This is a genomic window from Aestuariivirga sp., from assembly GCF_965227715.1.
GTDB lineage: Bacteria > Pseudomonadota > Alphaproteobacteria > Rhizobiales > Aestuariivirgaceae > Aestuariivirga.
In genome coordinates this window covers 3,183,810-3,207,909 of sequence record NZ_OZ245771.1, presented here as the reverse complement: position 1 = coordinate 3,207,909, position 24,100 = coordinate 3,183,810, and the positions used below count along the sequence as shown (strand labels likewise).

The 24,100-nt window shown below is 60.3% G+C and carries 21 protein-coding genes and 2 pseudogenes; 11 read left to right on the top strand and 12 right to left on the bottom strand.

Annotation, left to right across the window (positions count from 1 at the left end; genetic code table 11):
* Positions 1-212: 212 nt before the first annotated feature.
* From ACO06F_RS15285 to ACO06F_RS15260, 6 genes are read right to left on the bottom strand one after another with little or no spacing between them, the layout of a single operon-like run.
* Positions 213-1,610, bottom strand: coding sequence for an FAD-binding oxidoreductase (locus ACO06F_RS15285; RefSeq protein ID WP_421693605.1), 1,398 nt, complete (start codon positions 1,608-1,610; stop codon positions 213-215).
* A 1-nt stretch (position 1,611) separates the two neighbouring features.
* Positions 1,612-2,448 carry an HpcH/HpaI aldolase family protein gene (locus ACO06F_RS15280; protein WP_421693604.1) on the bottom strand — a complete coding sequence of 279 codons (837 nt, stop codon included), beginning with the start codon at positions 2,446-2,448 and terminating at the stop codon, positions 1,612-1,614.
* A gap of 34 nt (positions 2,449-2,482) precedes the next feature.
* A complete protein-coding gene (locus tag ACO06F_RS15275; protein WP_421693603.1) occupies positions 2,483-3,430 on the bottom strand; it encodes an ABC transporter permease in 948 nt (315 codons plus the stop codon).
* A 4-nt stretch (positions 3,431-3,434) separates the two neighbouring features.
* Positions 3,435-4,406 carry an ABC transporter permease gene (locus ACO06F_RS15270; protein WP_421693602.1) on the bottom strand — a complete coding sequence of 324 codons (972 nt, stop codon included), beginning with the start codon at positions 4,404-4,406 and terminating at the stop codon, positions 3,435-3,437.
* Positions 4,403-5,869, bottom strand: coding sequence for a sugar ABC transporter ATP-binding protein (locus ACO06F_RS15265; protein ID WP_421693601.1), 1,467 nt, complete (start codon positions 5,867-5,869; stop codon positions 4,403-4,405). The genes ACO06F_RS15270 and ACO06F_RS15265 overlap by 4 nt, the downstream gene beginning before the upstream one ends.
* Positions 5,870-5,894: 25 nt before the next feature.
* A complete protein-coding gene (locus tag ACO06F_RS15260) occupies positions 5,895-6,917 on the bottom strand; it encodes an ABC transporter substrate-binding protein (RefSeq protein WP_421693600.1) in 1,023 nt (340 codons plus the stop codon).
* Positions 6,918-7,153: 236 nt separating this feature from the next.
* On the opposite strand from ACO06F_RS15260, the gene ACO06F_RS15255 reads away from it, so the two are divergent.
* Complete coding sequence (locus ACO06F_RS15255; RefSeq protein ID WP_421693599.1) at positions 7,154-8,077, top strand: SMP-30/gluconolactonase/LRE family protein; 924 nt, start codon at positions 7,154-7,156, stop codon at positions 8,075-8,077.
* 33 nt (positions 8,078-8,110) lie between these two features.
* Here the strand turns inward: ACO06F_RS15255 and ACO06F_RS15250 are convergent, their stop codons facing one another.
* Positions 8,111-8,824, bottom strand: a complete 714-nt coding sequence (locus ACO06F_RS15250) for a GntR family transcriptional regulator (protein WP_421693598.1) — start codon at positions 8,822-8,824, stop codon at positions 8,111-8,113.
* Positions 8,825-8,883: 59 nt separating this feature from the next.
* Positions 8,884-9,360: an Lrp/AsnC family transcriptional regulator gene (locus ACO06F_RS15245; RefSeq protein WP_421693597.1), complete on the bottom strand. Its 477-nt coding sequence runs from the start codon at positions 9,358-9,360 to the stop codon at positions 8,884-8,886.
* A gap of 130 nt (positions 9,361-9,490) precedes the next feature.
* On the opposite strand from ACO06F_RS15245, the gene ACO06F_RS15240 reads away from it, so the two are divergent.
* Positions 9,491-11,869 carry a transketolase-like TK C-terminal-containing protein gene (locus ACO06F_RS15240; RefSeq protein WP_421693596.1) on the top strand — a complete coding sequence of 793 codons (2,379 nt, stop codon included), beginning with the start codon at positions 9,491-9,493 and terminating at the stop codon, positions 11,867-11,869.
* A 203-nt stretch (positions 11,870-12,072) separates the two neighbouring features.
* Here ACO06F_RS15240 and ACO06F_RS15235 read toward each other — a convergent pair.
* Positions 12,073-12,171 (bottom strand): annotated as a pseudogene (locus tag ACO06F_RS15235) (transposase); the annotation flags it as partial.
* Between the two features lie 68 nt (positions 12,172-12,239).
* On the opposite strand from ACO06F_RS15235, the pseudogene ACO06F_RS15230 reads away from it, so the two are divergent.
* A pseudogene (locus ACO06F_RS15230) lies at positions 12,240-12,533 on the top strand (dienelactone hydrolase); the annotation flags it as partial.
* Between the two features lie 366 nt (positions 12,534-12,899).
* On the opposite strand, the gene ACO06F_RS15225 reads toward ACO06F_RS15230, so the two are convergent.
* Entirely contained in the window at positions 12,900-13,376 is a 477-nt protein-coding gene (locus ACO06F_RS15225; RefSeq protein WP_421696695.1) for an NAD(P)/FAD-dependent oxidoreductase, read from the bottom strand.
* A 293-nt stretch (positions 13,377-13,669) separates the two neighbouring features.
* Here ACO06F_RS15225 and ACO06F_RS15220 point away from each other — a divergent pair, with 293 nt between their 5' ends.
* The 4 genes from ACO06F_RS15220 to ACO06F_RS15205 all read left to right on the top strand — a co-directional run bounded on the left by ACO06F_RS15220 (position 13,670) and on the right by ACO06F_RS15205 (position 18,187).
* Complete coding sequence (locus ACO06F_RS15220; protein ID WP_421693595.1) at positions 13,670-13,912, top strand: DUF3297 family protein; 243 nt, start codon at positions 13,670-13,672, stop codon at positions 13,910-13,912.
* 663 nt (positions 13,913-14,575) lie between these two features.
* On the top strand, positions 14,576-14,905 hold the full coding sequence (locus tag ACO06F_RS15215) for an STAS domain-containing protein (protein WP_421693594.1): 330 nt from the start codon (positions 14,576-14,578) through the stop codon (positions 14,903-14,905).
* A gap of 284 nt (positions 14,906-15,189) precedes the next feature.
* Positions 15,190-16,629, top strand: a complete 1,440-nt coding sequence (locus tag ACO06F_RS15210) for a hypothetical protein (protein WP_421693593.1) — start codon at positions 15,190-15,192, stop codon at positions 16,627-16,629.
* A 1,069-nt stretch (positions 16,630-17,698) separates the two neighbouring features.
* Entirely contained in the window at positions 17,699-18,187 is a 489-nt protein-coding gene (locus ACO06F_RS15205) for a Kazal-type serine protease inhibitor family protein (RefSeq protein WP_421693592.1), read from the top strand.
* A 351-nt stretch (positions 18,188-18,538) separates the two neighbouring features.
* Here the strand turns inward: ACO06F_RS15205 and ACO06F_RS15200 are convergent, their stop codons facing one another.
* Both ACO06F_RS15200 and ACO06F_RS15195 read right to left on the bottom strand, forming a co-directional pair.
* On the bottom strand, positions 18,539-21,229 hold the full coding sequence (locus ACO06F_RS15200) for a tetratricopeptide repeat protein (RefSeq protein ID WP_421693591.1): 2,691 nt from the start codon (positions 21,227-21,229) through the stop codon (positions 18,539-18,541).
* Positions 21,230-21,277: 48 nt separating this feature from the next.
* Positions 21,278-21,487, bottom strand: coding sequence for a hypothetical protein (locus ACO06F_RS15195; protein WP_421693590.1), 210 nt, complete (start codon positions 21,485-21,487; stop codon positions 21,278-21,280).
* Positions 21,488-21,798: 311 nt separating this feature from the next.
* On the opposite strand from ACO06F_RS15195, the gene ACO06F_RS15190 reads away from it, so the two are divergent.
* The 4 genes from ACO06F_RS15190 to rsgA all read left to right on the top strand — a co-directional run bounded on the left by ACO06F_RS15190 (position 21,799) and on the right by rsgA (position 23,962).
* Positions 21,799-22,410, top strand: coding sequence for an iron-containing redox enzyme family protein (locus ACO06F_RS15190; RefSeq protein WP_421693589.1), 612 nt, complete (start codon positions 21,799-21,801; stop codon positions 22,408-22,410).
* A 104-nt stretch (positions 22,411-22,514) separates the two neighbouring features.
* Positions 22,515-22,724: a hypothetical protein gene (locus tag ACO06F_RS15185; RefSeq protein ID WP_421693588.1), complete on the top strand. Its 210-nt coding sequence runs from the start codon at positions 22,515-22,517 to the stop codon at positions 22,722-22,724.
* Between the two features lie 17 nt (positions 22,725-22,741).
* Positions 22,742-22,948, top strand: a complete 207-nt coding sequence (locus tag ACO06F_RS15180; RefSeq protein WP_421693587.1) for a hypothetical protein — start codon at positions 22,742-22,744, stop codon at positions 22,946-22,948.
* Positions 22,949-22,984: 36 nt separating this feature from the next.
* Positions 22,985-23,962: a ribosome small subunit-dependent GTPase A gene (rsgA, locus tag ACO06F_RS15175; protein WP_421693586.1), complete on the top strand. Its 978-nt coding sequence runs from the start codon at positions 22,985-22,987 to the stop codon at positions 23,960-23,962.
* Positions 23,963-24,100 lie beyond the last annotated feature (138 nt).

Genomic DNA, 24,100 nt, shown 5'->3' with positions numbered 1-24,100 from the left:
CTTGCGTAATGTGAGTTCGGCCGGCTGCCGACTTTCGACAATAGTCTGAACGATATCGGGAGCCAGGAAGGCAAGCGACAGGATGCGGCTGATCTCGCCATCAACGGCACCAACTTGGCAAGCGAAGCTCGCAGTCGTTGGACAATCCTCGAAACAGATGGAAGCGCGGAATTCATAGGCAGGCGGGCCCGATTGCGTGGCTCACGCGTCTCCTATCCCAACACCTTGCCAGGATTCAGCAAGCCCGCCGGGTCTAGCGCCAACTTGATTGTGGTCATGAGTTCGAGCTCCTCGGGGCTTCGCGTGTAGGACAGATAGGACTTTTTAGTGACGCCGATTCCGTGCTCCGCAGAGACAGTGCCGCGATGCTCGCGGACTAGGTCGTACACAACGGCATTCACCTCCGACACCGGTTGTTGCGGAGCATCTCGCACACACACGACTATATGCATGTTTCCATCAGCAATGTGGCCGTAGAATAGCGCGAGCGAACCTGGAACGCGACGGGCCAGTTCCGCACGGCACTCCCTTGCATAGTTGTCCATGCCGCTGACCGAGAGCCCGATGTCATAGGAGATGTTCGGCCCAAGAACCTGCACGAATTCGGATGCGGCATCGCGCGTCGCCCAGAACGATTTAATGTCCGCGAGCGACTGCGCCAGCGCAACATCCGCGACGATACCGTGCTCCAGGCAGTCGGCCAGCCAGCTTTCAAATTTCTGCGGGTCGGCCACTGCATCGCTTCCCTGCGCCTCAACCAGCACATAGAACGCATGTTCGCCCGAGAGCGGGCTCCTGACACCCGGCACGCGGCCTGTGGCCACACTCCAGTAGTCCGGCCACATTACCTCGAAGGCCGAAAGATGTGGGCCTAGCGAGCGGCGCGCACTGGCAAGAAGGCCAAGGACGTCCTCGAAACTTGCGAGCCCGCACATCGCGGCCGATGTGCAGGCAGGCCGCGGGTGAAGCCGCAACACGATGCGTGTCACAATGCCGAGAGTTCCCTCGCTGCCGATGAACAGCTGCTTGAGGTCATAGCCCGCGTTGTTCTTTATCATCTTGTTGAGGCTCTTCAACAGCGTGCCATCGGGCAGCACTACCTCAAGGCCAAGTACAAGGTCCCGCATCATGCCATAGCGGATGACGCGGTTGCCCCCTGCATTGGTCGACAGATTGCCGCCTACTGTGCAGGTGCCTCGCGCTCCGAGATCGAGCGCAAAAAAGAAACCTGCGTCGTCTGCCGCCCGCTGCACAACCTCGAGTGGCGTGCCGGACTTCACGATCATGGTAGCGGAATTGGCGTCGATCTCCTCGATACCCGTGAGTCGCTCGAGCGAGATGACCACCGAGCCTGGAACCGGGGTCGCCCCTCCCGCAAGGCCCGTGAGCCCACCCTGTGGCACCACCGGCACGCCATGGGCAGCACAGATCTTCATGGCAGTCGCGACGCCTTGCTCGTCCGCGGGCCGTACCACGGCTATGGGCTTCAATGGCGGCAGCGTGCTCCAATCATTGTAGTTGCGCGCCGGCACATCATCGCCCGCCAACACCGCGCTGCCCAGGGCAGCCTTAAGTGCCGCAACCACGCTATCGTCTGCAGGATCCCGCATTTCAGTAGCCCGCTGCCATCGGCTTCGAGGAGGAGGACGGAGCGGCGACCTTCAGCTTGAACTGGCGCTGCTCGGCAATACAGGCGACCGCGGCATCTCGCATCAGACCGACGTCACTCGCCACCGGCACGAACTGGTATCCAGATTCGAAAAGGGATTGCCAGCTAGCCCCGGTACTCGGCACTGTGCCCAGGACCGCGCCCTTCGCCTTCAGCGTCGTTTCGGCAGTCGCTACGAGCGCGCGGGCGTCCGCGTGATCAAGCTGCTCCAAGCGGCCGATCGAGCCCGCCATATCATTGACGCCGAGGAACATAATGTCCACGCCATCCACGTCGGCGATTGCTGCCGCTTCTCTTACCGCCGCCTCCGTCTCGATCTGCAGGATGAGCAGGAGGTTTGCATTGGCGCGGATCATGTAGTCCTTCATCGAACCGTAGTTGGAAGCGCGAACAGCGGGGGCGGCGTAGCCCCGTGTGCCTTCCGGCGGGTAGCGGCAGGCGCGGACCGCGGCCTTGGCCTCAGCGGCGTTCTCCACCATCGGTATCATTAAGCTGTCCGCGCCCGCGTCCAAGACGCGCTTCAGATAGACGGGGTCGTTCCAAGGCACGCGCACGACGCAGGGCGTATCGGCCACCTTCGCCGCGCGCAACATGGCGATGAGGTCGCTGAGGTCACCCTGTCCATGTTCCAGATCGATGAGTAGGTAGTCGAAGCCGAGATGTGCCAATATCTCGACATTGGTTGCACTGCCAGTCTCGATCCAGGCGCCAAAGAGCTGCTCGCCATTACAGATCCGCTTCTTCAGAGTGTTTTCCTTGAACACTTTTTTGTCCTTCATAGGTGCAGGTTGATTGAAAAACGTGTGGGATAGTTCATGACGCACTCGACAGCCTGTTCCCGCCCGCTGCGGTGATCACTCCGATTATCACTATCCCCGTCACGAGAAGCCGCACTCCCGGCTCCGCTCCGAAGGTATTTAGCATGATCTGTAGAAGGACCAGAAACAGTGCAGCTCCCCACAGGCCCGGCACATTGGCGCGGCCGCCTGAGACGGATGTCCCTCCGATCACCACCACGGCAATAGAGGCGAGCAAGTACTCAGCACCGATGTCCACAGAAGAACCCCGGAAATATGCGGCCAGTAGGGATCCGCTGAGTCCACCGAGCGCGCCACATAGGGCATAGGTGAGAAAGCGTACGCGCTCCACCTTGACGCCCGCCAGCCAGGCGGCCCTCATGTTCTGCCCGACGGCCAACACCGAACGACCGTAAATCATCCGCCGCAGGACGACGGCCATCGCGGCGGAGAAAGCCATGATGAGGAAGACGAACAGCGGTACCCCGGCGAGCTTCCAGTCGGTGAAGGCGGCAAATCCCTCGGGCGGCTTCACCTGCAGACCCCGTCCATAACTGATGTCGATCGACTGGATGATGAAGCTCGACGACAACGTCGCGATAATGGGCGGGATGCGCAGCACGCGGATCAGGCCGTAATTGAATATGCCGATCGCGACGCCGCTCAGAAGGGCCGCGGCGATGCCCACCACGATCATGCTGTCGACACCGCCCATGACTTTCATCGCAACCGCGCTCGCGAGGCCGATGTTGGCTGGCAGCGACAGGTCGACATTGCCAGGTCCGAGCGAGATGACAAACATCTGGCCAACGCCCACTACGACCGTGAAGGCGGCGAGTGAGAGGGCAGCGACCGCCACGCCCCCGGCCCCCTGACCGCCTGTGAAGGCGGCAGAGGCGAGAAAGACCAGCAGCGCCCCGGCGAACGACCATATCCACGGCTTGCGAAGGATTTTCGCCAGCATCGTACTACCCCTCCCTGCTGCCGAGCAGGGCGCGCGCTGCAAGGACCACGACGAGAATCACGCCATTGGCTCCGATCTGCCAGTCAGGAGGAATGCGCATGAAGGACAGTAGTGAGGATGATGCGAGAGTTAGTGTCAGCGCACCGATGACAGCGCCAATGGGCGAAACCCGCCCGCCGACAAATTCGCCACCGCCCAGGATCACACCGGCGATGGCGAGCAGCGTATAGCCCGCCCCGATCGAGGCATCCGCTGCCGTCGATAGACCCACGAGCGCCATTCCAGAGAGGACGCCGAACAGTCCCGCAAGCGCGAAGGCAAGCATCTTGATCTTGAGGATAGACCATCCAGCACGTCGAACGGAGTTGGGGTTACCGCCCGCGCCACGCATGATCGTTCCATAGGAGGTCTGCATCAGGCCGAGGTGAACCACGAAGCCGATCAGGACGGCGGCAACGACAGGAAAGGGTATGAGCGGCGTCTGCAGCTTCATTAGTGACTGCAACCAAGCAGGTGCTTGGCCGCCGGGCTTTGGCAACACCATGAGCGCGAGCCCCTGCCAGACGAAGCTCATGCCCAGCGTCACCACGATCGACGGCAGATCGCGCAGGTAAACGAGTGCGCCCACCGCAGCATAGACGAGAATACCACCCAGCAGCAGGGCGATCCCGAGCGCAGGCGAGTCGTTAAGCCAGGTCACTGTGACACAGGCGACGAAGCTCACGAAGAATCCCACCGACAGGTCGAGATCATTTACGGCGATCACGAAGAGCTGAGCCACAGTGGCGAGCGCGACTGGAATGGCGAGGCTCAGCATGAGGTTGAAGCCCATGTAGCTGATGGCGCGCGGATTGAGCCAGGCGATCGCCAGCAACATGACGGCCAGGGACACAGCGGGCAATGCCGAGCGCATCATCCGGCGCGCCGTGGCCGAGGCCGTGCTGTTGAGCGACGCCGCGTCCAAATTGTCGGTCATGCGAACTCCTTGAAGGATGAGTCGATGACCCTCTCCTCGGTGATCTCGTCACGGCTTAGATCAGCCACGATGCGGCCGTCACGCAGAACATAGACATGGTCGCAGTTGTTGAGTTCTTCGGTCTCGGTCGTGTACCAGATGAATGTTCGTCCCCGAGCAGCCTCCTCGCGGATGATCGCATAGACTTCCAGCTTGGTGTTAATGTCGACACCTCGCATGGGATCGTCCATCAGCACGATCTCGGCATCTGACGACAGAGCACGTGCGAACAGCGCCTTCTGCTGGTTCCCGCCGGATAGCGACGTGATCGAGTTGTGCATGTCGGGTGTGCGGATGTTGATGCGCTTCTGCCAACTCGCCGAAAGCGCGTCCTCGCGTTCGGGCGAAATCAGCAAGCCCTTGCGCAGCGCCCGCAGGGAGCGGATGCCTATGTTCTCTGCGATCGACCACAGGCAGAATATACCGTCGGACTGCCGGTCTCCCGCGACAAAGGAGACGGGCTTCTTGACCTCGACACCGGAGACGGGTCGTTCCGCGGCCTCGAAGATGCGCATTAGCAGTTGGGTCTGCCCATGGCTTGCGAGGCCGGCAAGGCCGATGACTTCTCCTGCACGCGCCGTGAGCTCTATGCCGCCATTCTGGCGGGCTGGTTTCGCGCGCACGCAGGGCGGCGCATCGGTCCGGCGCTCTGCCACTGTCAAAACCGAGGTGGTGCTGCGGTGTTCTCCTCCCATGGCGCGCACCAGCCTATCGCGGTCGAACTCCGCCGTGGCACCGGTCACCGCCGCCTTGCCGTCGCGCATGACCACCACGCGGTCCGTCGAACGTAGTATCTCGTTGAGCATATGGGAAATGAAGATGCAGCTGATTCCGGCCGCAGTTACCTTCCTCACGAAGGCCAGCAATTGGCGCGACGCATGCGCGTCCAGCGCGGATGTGGGCTCATCAAGGATCACAAGGCGCAGCAGATCTCCCGACGTGGTGAAGGCGCGTGCGACCTCGACCATCTGACGCCGCCCGATAGTGAGATCACCCACCGCTTGCGAGGGATTGATTCCGTGGCCGGGGAAAATCTCATCGAGCTTCGCTCGGATGAGCGCGCCGGCGCGCTTGCGCCATCCGCCGCCTCTGATGCCCACATTGTTGACCATAGTATTTTCCGCTACGCTCAGGTTAGGGCAGAGCGAAAGCTCCTGGAACACGCAGCGAATGCCGAGCCTCCGGGCCAACGCCACCGAGTAGTTGAGCTGCTCCTCGCCGGCGATCTCAATGCGTCCGCTCGTCGGCTGAAGCGCTCCTGCCAGAACATGCATAAGCGTGGATTTGCCGGCGCCATTGTGGCCGACGAGTCCCAGGCACTCTCCAGGATTCACCGTGAAATCGACACCGCCCAGGGCGGCAACGGGGCCGAAGGTCTTGACCACCTGTTGCAGGTGGATGATTTGGCCGGTCCCATTGCTCATTGTTGTGTTACTGACTGGTGAGTGTTTACTTTGACGCCTCTGCGATGGCCTTCGCGACCTCGTCCTGGCTGTACTCCACATTGGCAACGCTACCGTCGGGTGTTGCAGCGAGCTGCGCATCCAGGGATGCAGCATCAACCTCAAGAATGCCCATAGGCACGTCATGCGGGACTTCTTTGCCGTCCAGAATCTGCTGGGCGACCCAGAAGGCAAAGGTGGCCATGCCGGGAGCTTCGGATGCCGACCAGGTGTCGTATTTGCCGTTTTCGGTTATCTGCTTCTTCCACCACACCAACTCGTCCTTGCGGTTGCCCAGCATGATGACGGGGAGCGGGCGTCCCGCGGCGCGGAAGGCTTCTGCCGAACCGTAGCCGTCTCCGCCCTGGTCGATGATGCCGTCGATCTGCGGCAGTGAGGGCAGCACGCCGGTCACTGCCTTCTGGGCCGTTGTCTGGTCCCAGTCGCCGTTCACGGTCGAGACGATCTTGAGGTTTGGATACTTCTTGATCTCTTCCATCACGCCCTTGGTGATGTCATCGTCGATGCTGGTGCCGGCAACGCCGCGAATATATAGAATGTTTCCGCCATTGGGCAGGCGCTTGGCCATCTGGCGCACCTGTTCCGCGCCATAGGTCCCGGCGAGGTCGACGGTGACGCGGTAGGCGCATGGCTCAGTCACGAGGCCGTCAAAGGCGACGACCACGATGCCGGCAACGCAGGCCTGCTTGACGGCGCCGTTCAACGAATCCGGGGACAAGGCGTTGAGCACAATTGCGTCATAGCCCTGGAGGATGAGGTTCTGGATCTGGGCGGCCTGTTGCGGCGCTTCGCGGGCAGCGGTGGTATAGGCGTCGGCGGCGGCCACGACCTTGTCGGCGACCGCCTGCTTGCCGGTCTTGTCCCAGCTGGCCAACATCGCTTGGCGCCAGGAGTTTCCAGCATAGCCGTTGGAAAGCGCGATCTTCTTGCCCGACGTGTCGGCGAGCGAAGGTGTCGCGAAGGCGGCGGCGATTGCAACAGCCGCGAGAAGCGAAGTCTTGAGTTTCATGGATGTCCTCCCATTCTTGGATTGAAATCGGTTGTCATTCCGCGCACGGGAGAACCCGGCCGAAGCCGCTCCCGTTTCCACCCAGCACCGCAATCCTGGTCTTGCCGATCTCCCAAATCGGACGAAACTCGCCGGATGATTCCGATCTCGATGGTCCGCGTACAGGCCTTGCGCCTGCTGGACCTAAGGTACAGTATACACACACTGAGTGGCAAGTCACAAAATGGGAGGATGACATGGCTGATCAAGTTGCGAGCTGTTTCGAGGTTCTCGACCCCCGATTCGAACGGTTATTCGTGGGAACGGCGCGGCTCGATTTGCTCCATGCCGGCTGCCGTTGGGCGGAGGGGCCGGCCTATTTTCCCGCGGGTCGATACCTCGTGTGGTCCGACATTCCCAACAACCGGATGCTACGGTTTGACGAGTGCAGCAACGCCGTGAGCGTCTTCAGGCAACCGTCCGGCAACTCCAACGGCAACACAGTGGATCAACAGGGTCGCCTCGTTACCTGCGAGCACGGCAACCGCCGCGTCTCGCGCACCGAGATCGACGGCAGCGTCACCACTCTGGCCGACAGCTATGACGGCAAGCGCCTCAACAGCCCCAACGACGTTGTGGTCAAATTCGACGGCAGTCTGTGGTTCACCGATCCGACCTACGGCATCGATTCGGACTACGAGGGCTGCAAGGGCGAGAGCGAGCAGAAAGCCAACCGTGTCTACCGCATCGACCCGCAATCAGGCGCGCTGAGTGTCGTCGCGGATGATTTCGTTCAGCCCAATGGCATCGCCTTCTCGCCCGACGAGAGCCTGCTCTACATCGTCGACACCGGCCGCAGCCACCGTAAGGACGGACCGCAGCACATCCGCCGCTTTAATGTGGGCAACGGCGGCAAGATTTCAGGCGGCGAAGTCTTCGCCAAATCGTCGGCCGGCTTTTTCGACGGCCTGCGCCTTGATGACGAAGGCCGCATCTGGACAAGCGCTGGCGACGGCGTACATTGCTATGATCCAGACGGCACGCTTATCGGCAAAATCCTCGTTCCGGAGGTCGTGGCAAACGTCTGTTTTGGCGGACCAAAACGAAACTACCTCTACATCTGCGGCACCACCGCGCTCTATGGCGTCAGGCTGCCAGTCACGGGTGCCCGCACCTTCTGAACCGGTGATTTCCCCCGGCTGCGGCGCAGCCTCTCAGGTGTCCGCCCCCTTTTCGGTGCGCCCCTGTCCACCGATCAAGCCCTGCTGCAACGCCTGCACATAGGACTGCCGAGTGGCGAGGATATGTTCGGTCAGCACCGGCTCGATGACCAATATGTCACCCTCTTCAAAGGCGTCCGCGATCTGCTTGTGATGCATGTAGGAACGGTTCTGCACTCCCGCGAGCGGGATCGAGAGATGAGACCGCATAGTCGCGATGGGTCCCGCCACGAGGGCGTAGCTCGCCTGAAGGTACTTATTCCGGCAGTTGGCGATGAAAGCCTCGTGAAATGTCGTATCGGCTCGCGAATAGGCGACGGGGTCCCGCCTCTCGCGGGCCTGCTCCATGCCGGCGATGGACTTGCGCAGCGCCTTCAGTGTCGCCTCCCGCTGACGCACCATGGCAAAGGACACAGCCCTGCTCTCGATCACGATTCGGAACTCGCAAAGGTCAATGATGTCCTGCTCGCTGGGGAAAAAGACATAGCTCCCCTTCTGCGGAATGATCATCACCATGCCCTGTTGCTGAAGCAGAGACAGCGCCTCGCGCACCGGCGTGCGGCTCACGCCGAGCTGCTCCGCAACGGCCACTTCCGAAAGCTCGCTGCCGAGCGGAATCTCCATGTCGATGATTGCCTGGCGCAGACGGTCGGCCACGGTCGCAGCCAGCGACCGAGGGCGGTCGATCGTGAGTCCAGTCGTCAGCATGTCATGCCCTAAAGTTTCCTGCCTCTAAGGTACCACGACAATGATGGCTTTCAAGACAGTTAAACGGGACGCCGACTCTCAAGGGGCACGACAAGCGAACGCTTAACTTCTCCCAGCGCGAAACTGGACTCGATCGAGGCAACCCCTTCGAGGCGCGTCAGCTTGTCCTTCAGAAAACGCTCAAAGGATGCGAGATCTGATACGACGACCCGTAGTAAATAGTCTCTCTGGCCCGTCATCAGATAGCAGTCGGCCACCTCCGGCCAGCGCATGATAGCCTCGGAAAACCGATCGAGTTCCTCCTCGCGCTGGCGCTCCAGCTTTACGGAAACGAAAACACTGATCGGAAGACCTACTTTCATCAGATCGATCACCGCGACATAGCCCTTGATGACGCCCGCCTTTTCCAAAAGGCGGATGCGCCTGGCGCATGGCGAAGCAGACAATCCAACTCGTTCCGCCAGATCCTGGACGGTCAAGAGGCAGTTGGCCTGCAGGTAGGCGATCAGCTTCCTATCGATCTCGTCGATCTTCATTTCTTGGCACAGTCCACCAGTCGCGAAGTAATCTTTGGCAGAATTTGCCAAGAACAATTCATTTTCCAGCTCAGATTAGCACCCTTCGAGACTGAGGTACAACTAATCTGCGTGTTGAGGAGCCATTAACATGACTGAAGCAGACCGCAGCATTACCGCCATGGCCCAGATCGAGCGCAAGGTCCTTTGGCTCGCCACCTGGATGATCCACAACGCCAACCACCTCAGACTGAAGTCGGACGATCTCAAGATCGGCGGTCACCAGGCATCATCTGCCTCCCTCACCACGATCATGACGGCACTCTATTTCAGCGTGCTGAAGCCAGAAGACCGTGTGGCAGTGAAGCCCCATGCAAGCCCCGTCTTCCACGCCATCCAGTATTTGTTCGGCAAGCAGAGCCGGGAGAAGCTCGAGCGTTTCCGAGGTCTGAATGGGGCGCAGTCCTACCCGTCCCGCACAAAGGACAATGATGATGTGGACTTCTCGACAGGCTCTGTAGGCCTCGGCGTGGCTCACACCCTGTTCTCCTCCCTCGTGCAGGATTATCTGCGCGCCAAGGATCTGGGTCTCGGAAGACCCGAAGGCCGCATGGTTGCACTCCTCGGTGATGCGGAGATGGATGAGGGGAACATCTTCGAGGCACTACTCGAAGGCTGGAAGCACGGTCTCCGAAATTGCTGGTGGATTGTCGACTACAATCGCCAAAGCCTCGATGCCGTCGTGCGAGAAGGCCTGTGGGAGCGCTTCGAATCGATATTCCGCAGTTTCGGCTGGGAAGTCCTAATCCTGAAGCACGGCCAGTTGCAGCAGCGGGCCTTCGCCGAGCCGGGCGGAGACCAACTTAAGGCCTGGATCGATTCCTGCCCTAACCAGCTCTATTCCGCCCTGACGTTTCAGGGAGGCGCAGCATGGCGCAAGCGAATGCTCGAGGATATGGCCGGCCAAGTAGAGGTGTCACGGTTGATCGGGTCACGATCAGATGAGGAACTCTTGGCGCTGATGGCAAACCTCGGCGGGCATGATCTCGTCACATTGCTGGAGGCCTTTGGACAAGCGCGTCACCATGATCGCCCTGTCTGCTTCATCGCTTATACGATCAAGGGCTTCGGCCTGCCGCTGGCAGGTCACAAGGACAATCATGCAGGCATTTTGACGATAGCCCAGGTTGACGCTTTGCGTGAAGCACTTGGTATCCGCCCAGGTCACGAGTGGGATATCCTCGAAGGTCTCTCGCTGCCTAGCCACGAACTGGAGGCGTTCATCGCAACTGCGCCATTCAACACCAGCGAAACCCGACGGCTCACGGCCCCGTTCGTCGCCGTGCCCAAAGAACTGGTCGTGCCGGCTCAAACCGTGCAGTCGACGCAAGCTGGCTTCGGCCAAATCCTGAGCGAGATCGGACGCAACGGCGGCGATTTCGCCCAGCGCATCGTAACGACCTCCCCCGACGTGACAGTGTCCACAAATCTCGGCGGATGGGTAAACCGACGCGGCCTCTTCGCGCGCCGCGAGATGGCCGATATTTTCAGGCGCGAGCGCATCCCTTCAACCTTCGCCTGGGAATTCTCGCCCAAGGGCCAGCACATGGAACTCGGCATTGCAGAGATGAATCTGTTCACCATGCTCTCGGCACTGGGCCTGTCACACGTCCATTTTGGCGAAAGGCTTCTGCCGGTGGGCACGCTCTATGACCCCTTCATCCTGCGAGGCCTCGATGCACTAAACTATGCTTGCTACCAGGACGCGCGCTTTATTGTGGTGGCAACACCTTCAGGGATCACCCTTGCTCCCGAGGGCGGTGCACATCAGTCGATCGCTACGCCCCTGATCGGCCTGGCGCAGGACGGGCTCGCCAGTTTCGAGCCCGCCTTCGTTGATGAACTGGCAATCATCCTCCGCTTCGCCTTCGACTATATACAGCGCGACGGTGACCGCGAGCCGAACTCCGTGACCTGGCTGCGCGATGCCACGGGCGGCTCCGTTTATCTTCGCCTGTCCACTCGGGTGATCGAGCAGCCCATGCGCGCCCTCAGCGGCGACTTGGCTGAAGCAATAGTGAATGGCGGTTACTGGATGCGGGAGCCGGGACCCAATGCCGAACTGGTGATAGCCTATATGGGTGCGGTGGCGCAGGAAGCGATTTCCGCAGCGGGCGCACTGGCCGGCGACTGCCGCGACATCGGCGTTCTCGCGGTGACTTCGGCCGACCGCCTGAATGCCGGCTGGAACGCGGCCCAACGCGCAAGGTCCTATGGCGAGAGGCAAGCGAAGAGCCATGCGGAACGGTTGCTGCACGGCCTGGCGCCACATTGCCGCATCCTCACCGTAAGCGATGGTCACCCAGCCACCCTTGCCTGGCTCGCAGCCGTCGGCGGCCACAAGACACGCTCTTTGGGCGTAGAACATTTCGGACAGTCGGGAAGCATCGAAGAACTCTATCACCACTACGGACTCGACGTGGATGGCATCGTAGCCGCGGCGAACGCGCATGTACGCGAGTCACGCTAACTCTGCGCCTGCCGATCTCGCTTTAGCGGAATATGACTGCAGTTCATCAACATTGCCCCAATACAAACCCACCGCTTGCCGCACATACCCTAAGCGGTCGCCATCGAGTTGCTTGCCGCCGAACCACTTTGTGCTAAGGCGGCATGATTGATCCACGGGAGTTTGCGATGTTTTTTTGATCCGGCTTGGTGGCGTAGCTGCCGGATCACTTCGATATTGCGGTGCGCCTCGGCCTCAAGCCGACGGCTCGACCGCACTCGGTTCAAGTAGCCGTATAGGTAGAACTTCATCAGATCGGCGGGAAGCGACGAACCACATTGACAAATTTGCGTAGTTTTCCCCTCCTGTCACCATATGATACTGCCGATGGATGGAGATTATGTTCAAGGTTGGCTTCGCGACAGGTAAAGTAGAAGACAGTAGCCGATCAAATTGGGCTGGTGACGGCTCCCGGCCCCTGGCCTGGTCAGCATGGTATCCAACTGAAGAGCCCATGGGTGAAGTCGCGGTTTCTGCTGAGCCTTCTTCCTCTCTTTTCCTCACCGAGGAGGTGGTGGACGATGGCAGCCTGGCAGGCGGACAAAAGGCCTTTCCCCTTGTATTGCTCTCGCATGGAACCGGAGGAACGGCAGCCAGTCTCAGTTGGCTCGGTCGACGCCTGGCCAAAGCAGGCTTCGTTGCAATCGGCGTCGATCATCATGGTAACACCGCTTCGGAACAATATCGTCCGGAGGGATTCCTTTGCTGGTGGGAACGCGCTCGCGACCTGACCGTATTGCTGGATTATCATCCTGCCGCGGGGCCGTTTGCAGGGAGGCTTGATCTCGATCGTATCTATGCGGCCGGCTTCTCTTTGGGCGGTCATACAATACTGTCGTTGCTGGGTGCCATCACCGACACGGCGTTGTTTCTCGCCTGGGCTCATGACAAGGCTTTGGGCAATGCTCCGAGAGAGTTCCCGGATCTTGGAGAGCAGGTTGCTCCACTGCTGGAAGCCAGTGCCGTGTTCCGCACCTCATGGAGCGGGCAATCATTGTCCTATAAGGATTCCCGGATCGCCGCCGGCAACGACGACGGCCCCGCAAGAGATTGGGCCCCGTTCGGTTTCCACGCCCAGGATTTTTCCGCCGCGCGTGTCGAGCGCGCGAACGGCGCAGTTCGTCATGATGGTGGCGCCGCGCTGGCGTGCCGCTTCGGCAATGGCGGGTGCTGCCATCTGCGGCTCGGCCACGCCATCGCCCGGCGTATGAAGTCCGCCGCGCCAATTGGCAGTGGCACCGGGCAGAACCGCCTTCGCGGCTTCGCCATCCAGAAGGCTGCAATCAAGGCCGGCGCTGCGGGCATGGGGTAGCCACGCCTGGCGCTTCTTGTAGGACGCCTCATCCGGACAGATGTAAAAGGTTCCGCGGGTGCGGAATCCAGTCTCGCGGCCGATGCGGGCGTTGATTCCCTTCCACAGCTCCAGGCTCTTCATGGCGAGCGGCAGTTCACGCGGGTCCCGCCCCATGGTGCGGCACCAGCCCCAGTTGCGGTCCGACTGCTCCCCCGCGATCATGCCCTTCTGGAATGATGCTGAGATAACAGATACGGACTAACCCATTTGGAATGATCCAAGCTTGGTGACGTTCGCAGAGCATCCAGATTGGCTGTTCTCGCAAGATCCTGACATTCGCACAACTGCCGGCGAATTCACGCTCATTGCTGTAGTAAGGTTCGGCTCTATCCGACGCTTGCAATAGAACTAAAGCTTCTCTACGCCAAGACTACTTCCAATCACCCAACTTCGCTCGAAGGCCCACAATGACCACTACGACACCACCCGATAGACTTTGTGCCGACCCGAACAGCAAGTTCTACGATGCGGCGAAACTAGAGCGCGGCATACACGTGTTACTTGACGGGAAGGAATACTTCGATGTCGAAGAATATTGCGCTACTGAGGGCTGGGTGCGTCTCCCTGCCGGCAAGGCAAGAACTCGCACTGGTCGGCCCGTCACGATTACCAAGCGCGGGGAAGTGACAGTTCGGTACGAAGACATCTGATCAAAAAATCACTCCTTCAGAGCATTGCTGGTTCGACCACCTAATCGACGAACCGGACCAGGCAAGCCACTCTCTAGCGCGTCGAGACTTCTCTGCAGCCCGTCGGCATCTGAAAAGTCCCGCCAGCCACTCACGGGCATTCGCATCTGGTTGACTGTTGTCCCTCTTTTTGGTCCCAGGATCCTTCTGTTCGCACTGGCCGGGCACGCCGTCCACCTGGCCCGATTGCAGTCGGGGCCTTTGTCTTGATGTCCGATGAGGTCGGCATGTTGGCGCCCGTCAACTTCTGAAACGTCTTGGCAACCGACCTCACACCGGCGAGTGCGGCATGGCCCGATAGCTCAGACTGTTCCATTCCGTAGTACTCAAACTAGAGTAGGCCAAGAAGGCGGAGTGGAAAGCTCTAACAGGCAGCCGAACGGATCGAAGGCGAAAGTCGTCCGAAGAAGCTGCTAAAATACGAGCGACCGTCCTGTCCGAGCGTGCCAAGGTATTCGCGCGGTCGAACTTGCGGAGAAGCATGGCATCACCACCCCCACTCCAAAGGATCTTAAAATCGACCTAGCAAGAGGAACGGCGGTCCTCTAGTCAGTGACGCAGATTATCGGCACACTGCTGCTGACAGTCACCTAATTCAGAACAACCATTCATTGACGTACCATTGTGACCATTGGCACGCTTAAGTTTGAGGGACGCATTGACACCGCTCGTGCTGGCGAGATCGAGCTCGCACTCGCTGCCAAGGCGGGCGCGCTTGACCAGCGTGGTGACAGGGCGATCATTGATCTGAAGGAAGTCATCTATCTATCTTCGATGGGCATTCGCCTCCTGGTAACGACAATAAAGCAGTTCACGCAGCGGGGCGTATCCTTCGTCACCATTCCTCCCGACGACGGACTGGTGAATGAGACGCTGAAGATCGCAAGTCTGACTGATCATCTCAACATGGTGGAAGATCGCGAAGCGGCCCTTGCCGTCGTCCATCAGGGATAAGATTGGTGACCACTCCATCCCAACTCAACGTGAAGCGATCTACCACTTCATTCTGATGCTTTTCACACCAGGCTTCGCGCTACCCCTATCACACAGTCTCCCCGAGTGACTCAAGCTGTTTGGAACAGCGAAAGCTGATGGCTGGGGAATCCTCGGATGATGATCAGATGCCCTCTGTTCCTGGCACTTCCCAAAACCTGCACTCGTAGCGGCCCTCACTGCCGTAGTTGACATTGAACTCCTTGGCTACAAGATGCGAGAAACTGATCAGGACTGTTCCTCACATGAAAATTCCAAAGCCAGCACAGACCTCTGAACTCCAGCTGGCGCTTGGAGCACAGCATACGGAGGTCCTGCGCAGTTTTGTGCGCGAGGTGGCGCTCGCTGACGGGATTCCTGCCTCAAGCGCCGGCCTCCTCGCCACCGATTGCGCCGTGACCTGGGAGGCGCTCTGCACCATTGAAGAGGTCAAAGAGCGCGTTCATGTCAGCCTCCGCGTTCTGCACGACGCGGTGCGTGCGAGATTGCTGCTCAGGGGTCATAAGCGCTTCGCGCAGGCCATCAACTCGCTGGAGGGTCGCCTTCCGCGGGGAGCCGGCGTATCTTGTCATGAAAGCGGCATAGACAGCTGGGAAATCCTCCTGCACCGATCTTTGATCGCACCTCGGGACATGCTACCGCCGGATCCCGCACCCGCTATTGGGACTTCTCCGGTAGCGGCAGGCATTGGCAATATTGCGATTGACCTCGCGGACAAGGCGGATGCGCTGGGCATCGCGCGTTGCTTCCTGGCCGTATATGGCCACCACTATGTGCATTCCGAAGTATTCTCGCCCCGGCACTACTGGGCCCGGGTGGAGGCGGGTGAACTCATTCCCGTGGTGGCGCGCAGTCCGGATGGGGAGGTGATCGGTCATGTGGCGCTGGAGCGCTTGACCGGAGCACTCGTAGCAGAGCGTGGCGAGGCGGTGGTATTGCCCGCATTCCGTGGATACCACCTCCTTGAGCGCATGACTGACCGTCTCTCCGAGGAGGCCCCGAAACACGGGTTGCAGGGTGTCTATGCGGAACCACTTACCATTCACACTTTCTCGCAGCGCAACGACGTTCACGCTGGCATGCCGGTCTGCGCCGTGTTGCTGGGTGCCAACCCCGAGAATTTCCGGCCAAAAGACATTGCCTGTCCCACTGCCGGTCAGCGCCAGAGCTATTTGCGAACCTTTCGGTTCGTGCAGGCCGCCCCGCCTCGAAGTTTGCAGGATACCGGCCCCTACGCCGATCTGCTGAGTCAGATCTATGCCAGTCTCGGAGTCAAGGTGGCGGCGCCGGAGCAGTCAATGCCCGCGCCAGTGCAGTCGAAAACGCGGATCGGCGTCAACGACCGGGGTTATGGCGTCATTCGCTTTGACGCGATCGGCAACAATTGCGCCGTTGAACTCGCCCAAGCGCTGGCTGACGTGCGCTCCCTGGGCGCACGCTCGGTGCAACTATCCTGCCGCATAGGATCCTCCGGCCTGTCATCCTTCATCAATTCTGCCCGGGCCCTCGGTTTCTTCTTCTGCGGCCTAGGCCCGAGCTTCGCTGAGGGCGAAGACCTCCTGCTGCTGCAGCTTCTCACAGAGCCCCTGGACACGTCGAAGCTGCAACTCTTCACCGATGAGGCCAAGGCGCTGGTGGCCTTCATTGAATCCGACCGAAATGCGGTCAGTGCGCGGACTGGTTAAGACTCTTTCGTCGATAGTCTGGTTGCTCAAGAATGCGATTGTTAGTATCGCAGGTGACGGATCCTTTGCCTTTGAAGTGGGCCCGATGACATCGACCGATGCCGCGCCAAACCCAAAATGTTTGCTTCCGGAGATATCCAATCATGCCGCAACCTCGAACTCGACGGTCTTTCCATTTCACCGATGGCAGAGGTGCCGTTCCTGCCGGAAGTTGGAAAGCAACCAGGGACGAAACGGGCCGCACATTCTCCTCCCTCATCACGAACACTTCCGCAGATAGTTCCACCGGATCTATTTTCGCGGAGTTGCCGCGCAACCTCCTCTGCCACCACCATAGCTAGTTGCTTCTGTCATGATCTAAGTGCAGGACTGGAGCTCATGCATGAAGGTGGTCAGTGAGCCCCGACCCGGAATATTCAATTGAAGTTTAGCAGACAGGAGAGTCTCAGTTGTGGTACACAATTTAAAGTGGTATCGTTTGTCGGTATATTTGTAGGTACTTCAGATTTCAATCTGTCATGAAATCTTTTGTTTTCAGGTAGATTTGAGACAATTCGAGTCACCTAAGCGGCACCAGTTTCAGCCCACTCACATCGAAATGGTAGATTGAATTTACTTTCGAGCAATGACTGCTCTGATTAAATCTTAGGCAAATTCGCTGCTCCGGCTCCTACCCGGAGGCGGGAAGACAAACCACTGAATATTGCCAGGGCATCCAAGTTGGCACCGGCTTCCGCGGTGGATGCCTGAATGCGCTTTGGTTCATGAGCACTCACGATGCCCGCTTTGCGCGGAAGCATGAGGTTTCCAGCGCGGCGCTGTATGGCTAGGGCGCCAGGTAGGGGCTGGATGAACGCCTCGGGCATCAAAGAGCCGGCCCGCAAGGTGAACCGCCGCACATCGCGATGCTACAGGAGACCAAGCTCCTGAGAAGCGGCAGCGGGCCCCCATGAGCAGCAACATCGAAAATCTGCTCTCAAACAAAACTAAAAATGAAACTTGATATTAGTTGACTAACTTAATTAACTAATGTTAATGCTACAATAGCTTTTAGCATGGAGGCATTACGATGATGCGGTTCCTGTTTGCTGTAGCTTTCTTCTTGATTGGTTTTGGTTCTGCAAATGCAGAAATTGGCAAGATGTGTGGTGGGTTCATGGGAACCAACTGCGGTGACAGCGAATGGTGTGCTTATTCCGCCGACAATGTTTGCGGAATTTCCGACGGAACCGGAGTCTGTCAAGCTAGGCCAGAAGCTTGTATCCAGGTTTTCATGCCAGTCTGCGGATGTGACGGAACAACATACTCCAATGCGTGCGTGGCCCATCATAATGGTTCGAGCATCGCCTACGCCGGCACCTGCCGCCAGAGCGAATCCACTGGAGGGTCGAGCAAGACAGGTGCTTCAAGTTCCAGTGGCAAACTCTGTCCTCAGGTAGTCTCTTGTGGAACCAAGAATGGCGTAAGGAAGGAATATCCCACACCTTGCGATGCCGAAGACGACGGAGCCACAAATATAGAACCGAAATCTGATGTGGGGTGCCTTGTCTTGCAGTAATGCAGTTCCGATCTCAGGTTGACCGGATTGCAAAACTGATCGCGCTTTAGATTTGTGAGATCAGGCCAAGACGTTCGAGAGCTTCTCGATTTTGAGGTTTGCCTTGGCGATCATGGTTCTGCCTCCACGAAAATGGAAGTAATTTGAGTTATCGTTCCATCCATGAATGTGTGGCAATCGCCGAGCCTTTTTCCCCTGGCTAGACCTCATTCCGTCCTTCGCCGGAATGACGGCAATACGATAGTGAAGAGAGATCGGTGGAAGATATGAACCCCCGACGTTTCGTTATCCTAGAGATAGCTGGCATGACGGTGAGTGTTGGAAGTTGACCTCAACTGAACGTCCGCCGCGCTAATGCCCGCGCAGCATTGCGGCTGCGGCGATGGCGTCGTTGGCGGACCAGCGCATGCCTTCGCGGCGGAGGGACTGGAAGGCGGGTTCCGTGAGCTGCGCGCGGGCTTGCGTGATCGTCATATCGAACTCCATCTGGTCTGCCGGTTCGAGTTGCGCGCCCATGCGTTCGAGATGGGCTTCGGCGGCGCCACAGAGGCGGGCGGCTTCGTTGAATTGACCCTGGATCAGGCCCACGCGGGCCATGGCGGCGACGTAGTAGACAGTGAGCATGGGGTTGTCATACTCCGAGGCAATGTCCAGCGCCTCGCCCAGGAAGGTCACCGCGGCGGCCCAGTCATTGCCGTGGAGGCGCACATAGGCAAGGTTCTGCAGCAAGGCTCCGATCCAGTAGCTGTTGCCCGCCTTGCGCATGGCAATAAGTGCCTCGTCGAAAAGGACTCCCGCCCGCGCATGATCGCCATCGAGCCGCGCGGCCTCCCCGAGGGCGGTGAGCGTGAGGCCCACACCATAGGGGTCATCAAGGTCACGAAAGCGCGCCAGCGCCGCGTGAACCTTCTCGGATCCCTCAAGGTCTCCCGTTGCGGCCGTCTGGGTGATCCCCTCCGTCATAAGGGTCATGGCGGCCTCTCTCTCGAGGCCCAGGGATTGGTAGAGCGGCCGGCACGCCTGGAAATAGGGGCCTGCGCCTGCCCAGTCGCCCGCCATCATGCGGAGCCACCCGGCCACGTCCAGAATGGCGGCGCGGTTTGCCTCTTCGCCCTCATCCGGCACCACCTTGAGCGCGCGCGAGGCCCAGGTCTCGCCTTCGGTGAACTGGCCGCGCGGGATCCAGTACCACAGGAGTGACCGCAGGATTGCGCTGGCGGCCTCAAGACGGCGGCTGTGGATCGCATAGTCCAGGGCAGCGCGGACATTGTCCATCTCTGCCTGGATCCGGGCGGCGGCCTCACGCTGGTGCGGGCCCGTGAGCCGTTCTGCCGCCGCAGCGACGAGCGTGGAGACATGATCGAGGTGCTGGTTGGAAACGGCAGCAAGATCGCCCGACGCCGCGAGCTGCTCGAGGGCGAACTCCCGAACCGTCTCGAGCATGCGGATGCGGGAGGATGACCTGCTGCCCGTCCGCTGCAGAAGGCTCTTGCGGCCCAGGGAATTGATAAGCTCGACCACCTGATCGCCGCCGTCCACGCTGCTGTTGAGGGCCACGGCCGACTCGAGATCGAAGCCCCCCGCGAAAACGGAGAGGCGGGTGATCAAAAGCCTTTCCTCCGGATCCAGCAGATTGAAGCTCCAGCCGATGGCATTGCGCAGGGACCGGTGCCGCTCCGTGACTGCGTTTGCCGACGAGAGCAGCCGTTCCTGCCCCGTCTGAAGGCGGCGGAGCAGCGTCTCGGGATCGATCATCCGGATCCGGGATGCGGCAAGTTCGATGGCCAGCGGCAGTCCGTCAAGCCGCTGGCAGACTTCCACCAGTGCTGAGGCAATATCCGCCGTGAGCGTGAAGTCAGGCTGGAACGCCCGCACGCGCTCGACAAACATGAGTATTCCATCATAGCGCATCAGCTGAGCGGGCTTGAGGCCCTGACTGACATCCGGCAGGGCCAGCGGCCGCAGGGGATATTCCCGCTCCGGCGCGATCCCCAGGGGCTCCCGGCTCGTCACGATGATTTTCAGCCGCTTGCAGGCCTGAAGAAGATCGACGATGAGCGACTGGGCCGGAATGACCTGCTCGAAATTATCCAGCAACAGCAGTATCCGGCGCTGGCCGATGGCATGGCTCAGGCTTTCCAGGATCGAGCGGACGGGGTTCTCGAGAAAGCGCATGGCCTGGGCAATGGCGGGAGCGACCAGTTCCGGAACGGTGATCGCCGCCAGCTGCACCTGGAAAACACCGTCGGGAAAATCATCGAGGAGCGCGCCTGCCACATCCAGTGCAAGGCGCGTTTTGCCGATGCCGCCCGCACCCGTGAGGGTGACGAGCCGCGTGTCCTTCCGGCGCAAGAGCGCGCGGATCGCCTTCCGTTCGGCCTTGCGTCCGATCAGCGGACGAAGGGCCGAAGGCAGATTGTTGGGGCGGTTGTCGGGCGACCGCAGGGACGGAAAGCTGGAAGGCAGCCCCTCGATTACCAGATCGGCCAGTGCCTCCGGACTGTCGATGTCCTTGAGCTGATAGGTGCCCAGATCCCGGAGGGTCACGCCCTCAGGCATGCTGAAACTGGGATCTTCCAGTACCGGCCGGGACACGAGAACCTGGCCGCCATGGGCCAGTGCGCAGATGCGGGCCGCGCGGTGAATATCAAGCCCCACGAAGCGAAGCCCCGGACTGTCCGAGCGCCTGGGACGGCCGGTGTGAAGGCCCATCCTCACCCGGAACTTGACCCCCTGCGGCCATGTTTCCGAGTGGAGGAGCCGCTGCGCATCGGCAGAAGCCGCGACGGCCCGCGCGGCGTTTTCGAACACCGCGAAAAACGCATCGCCGTGGATGTCAACTTCCACGCCGCCGTGCCGGAACGTGGCCTCCCTTATCAGCTCAAACTGCCGGACAAGGGCCGTTTCATATGATTCACCCAGCACATCGAGAAGGCGTGTGGACCCCTCGAGATCGGTGAAGAGAATGGTCAGGCGGGAGGCTGACAGGCCTAACCCAGCCAATTCACCTTCAGCCTCGCTGGAAACGCCGGAACTCGGCACGGGCAGACAACCTGGCTTGACGCGTCACATACCGGAAGCCAGCACGGATCAAAGCCGCCAGACTTTGCTTCCCGGGAAGTCCAGTTTCACACTTTCCAGCTGAAGCTTTGACTTGATGTTCAGAAGTGCGCCGATCTCGTCCTCCGAGATGACGATGGCATTGATTGCATCGATGCCTTCCTCTGTCAGGTCGCTCGTGTCGAGAATGCCCGCCTCAGCGAGGCGCTTCACATTGTCGGTTTCCTTGATCATGGCCATTTGCTTGGTCTCTCCCGCTGCAAGATTTTCGATCAGTTGAAGAACTCTGCCACCATCCGCACAGGCGGTTGCCTTGCTTCCTCAATCCGGAAACCGGGCGGCCTGCAATTTGATAGGTGGTCCCTGGCGTTTTATCAAACGGTTTCTCCAGGGCCGCCAGCCACGCTTGAGTCCGTGCCGGTTAGACATTAGAAAAATCGGATGGAAAACAGCCCGGGGAAATTCGCCAAATGAAGGTCTCGAACGGGAACGCTGTCAAAACCCACGTCCAGCTCGTGTCCGGGCTGCTTGCGGCAGGAGGCGACAAGCTGATGGCAAGCGCCGATCTTGCATCGGCGGCCATCAATCATCTCGTCTTGCTGCACCAGATCACGCGGGCGAGCGTGCCCCTCATGGAGACCGCCCATGCCGAATGTCTCAGGCGGGGGGCAGACCCCGTCTGTGCCGGGCTTGCGGGCTATCTGCTGAAGCACATCGAGGAAGAGCGCCACCATGATGACTGGACGCTCGATGACCTGGAAAGCGCAGGAATCGCCCGCTCGGACGTTCTGAAAGTAATGCCGGCGGCAAATGTGGCAGCACTGGTGGGCGCCCAGTATTACTGGATCCTGCACCATCATCCGGTCGCCATATTGGGCTACATGATCATGCTGGAATTCAATGCGCCAGCCCCAGAGACCGTCAGGGAGATGCAGCGCCGGAGCGGCCTTCCGGGCACTTTGTTCCGGTCCCATCTCCTTCATGCCGAACTTGACCCTCATCACCAGGCCGAGCTGTTCCAGCTGGTTGACGATCTCGGCTTGAGCGGCAGTCAGGTCCGTCTGGTGACCGAAAGTGCGATCCACACCGGCAGCATGCTCGCCGATTGCCTGGCCCATCCTGAGCAATGGGGCAATCTCGCGGCGGGCCGGAACAGGTCTTGAATTCTGCCGCGAACGGGCAGCGGGCGCCCTCCCGCCTTCAAACTATGTGTTGCGCAGGGCGGCAGCAGGCCCCATGTCTGGGTTGTATTGAAGGATTGATCCCTGTGAAAGACCGTAGCAAAAAGCAGCCAGGCTCCGGCGCCGGGCAGTCCGAGCGCAGCCTGGAAATTGCCAGCCGCGCGCGCCTCACCGCCTCCCTCCGGGAGCAACGGCTGAAACGCGATGCTGAACTTGCAGCCATTGCACCGCCGGCGAAGCCGCCCCGGCGCCGGACCAAGGCTGCGGCGGCCGGCACCAAGCTTCCCGCCGCTTGAGCGGCACGGAGATGTCCATGGATGAAGCCACCATCGATCATGCCGCCATCGGACGGCTCGCCAAGGCGCTGACCTTCATCTCGGGTGCGGATCACCCGACGACAATTGCCTTGAAGGCAGCCGCCGAAAGCCAATCCGAGCGCGACATCAAGAAGGCGCGGCTGCTGTTTCTCCAGCTGCCGCCGGGGATCCGCAAGGCGGCCTTCTCACTGCTGAGCGACTGAGGGCATGGCCATCGGCAAACCAGGACGGCCCTACCCATGACTCGCGCGGAATTGGGGTGGTCCGGCTTTTTCGAGTCCCAGCTTCAGGCGGAAGATGATGGCTTGAGCCCCATGCGGGTGGTGAATGTCCACCGCTCCCGCCTGACGGCCATGTCCGAAACCGGTACGCTGGATCTGGCCCTTCCGCCCCATGCCAATACCAGCGCCTTCACCGTGGGTGACTGGGTGCTGGCCGACCCCCGCACCCTGATGCTGAACCGGCGCCTGTCCCGGAAAACGGTGCTACAGCGGCGCATTGCTGGCAAGGAGGCGCTGCAGCTTGCCGGCGCCAATATCGACACGCTGTTCATCGTCACCTCCTGCAATTTCGACTTCAACATCGCGCGGCTGGAACGCTACCTGGCGATGGCCAATGAAGCCGGCACGACCCCCGTGATTCTGCTGACCAAGGCGGACATGGCGCCGGACGCCGCATTGCTGCGGGACCAGGCGGCTGCATTGCAGCGGGGGCTCGAGGTGGTGATCCTCAATCCCCATGCGGTGGATGCCGCAGCACAGCTGGCGCGCTGGTGCGGCGTGGGCGAGACGGTTGCCGCCGTCGGATCCTCCGGGGTGGGCAAGTCGACGCTGGTCAATGTTCTGTCGGGCGCCAGCCAGGACACGGCCGCCATCCGCGAAAACGACTCCAAGGGGCGCCACACCACGACAGCACGCTCGCTCCACGCCATGCGTGACGGCGGGTGGATTCTCGATACGCCCGGAATGCGCAGCCTCCATGTGAGCGATTCCGCCAGCGGCATTGAAACGCTGTTCGCCGAAATCAGCGAACTGGCCCCGCTGTGCCGGTTCCGCAACTGCACCCACGCCCATGAGCCGGGCTGCGCAGTGCGCGAAGCGGCAGCCAAGGGCACGATCGATCCCGAGCGCCTCTCCCGCTGGCAAAAGCTGGTGGAAGAGAACCAGGCCGCCACACCGGGCGCTGGAACAGCCTCCCGCCGGGGCCGGACCCGTTAGCAGACTTTGTGTGGCCGTTGCCTTTGGCAATGCCGCCGCCCAGGCTTTTCCCTTGCTTGTTGGCCACTGAAGGCCCATCTGTGGACGGAGGATTGGCACTCACAGGCGTTGAGTGCCAGCCGCGCCTTTCTTCCATCC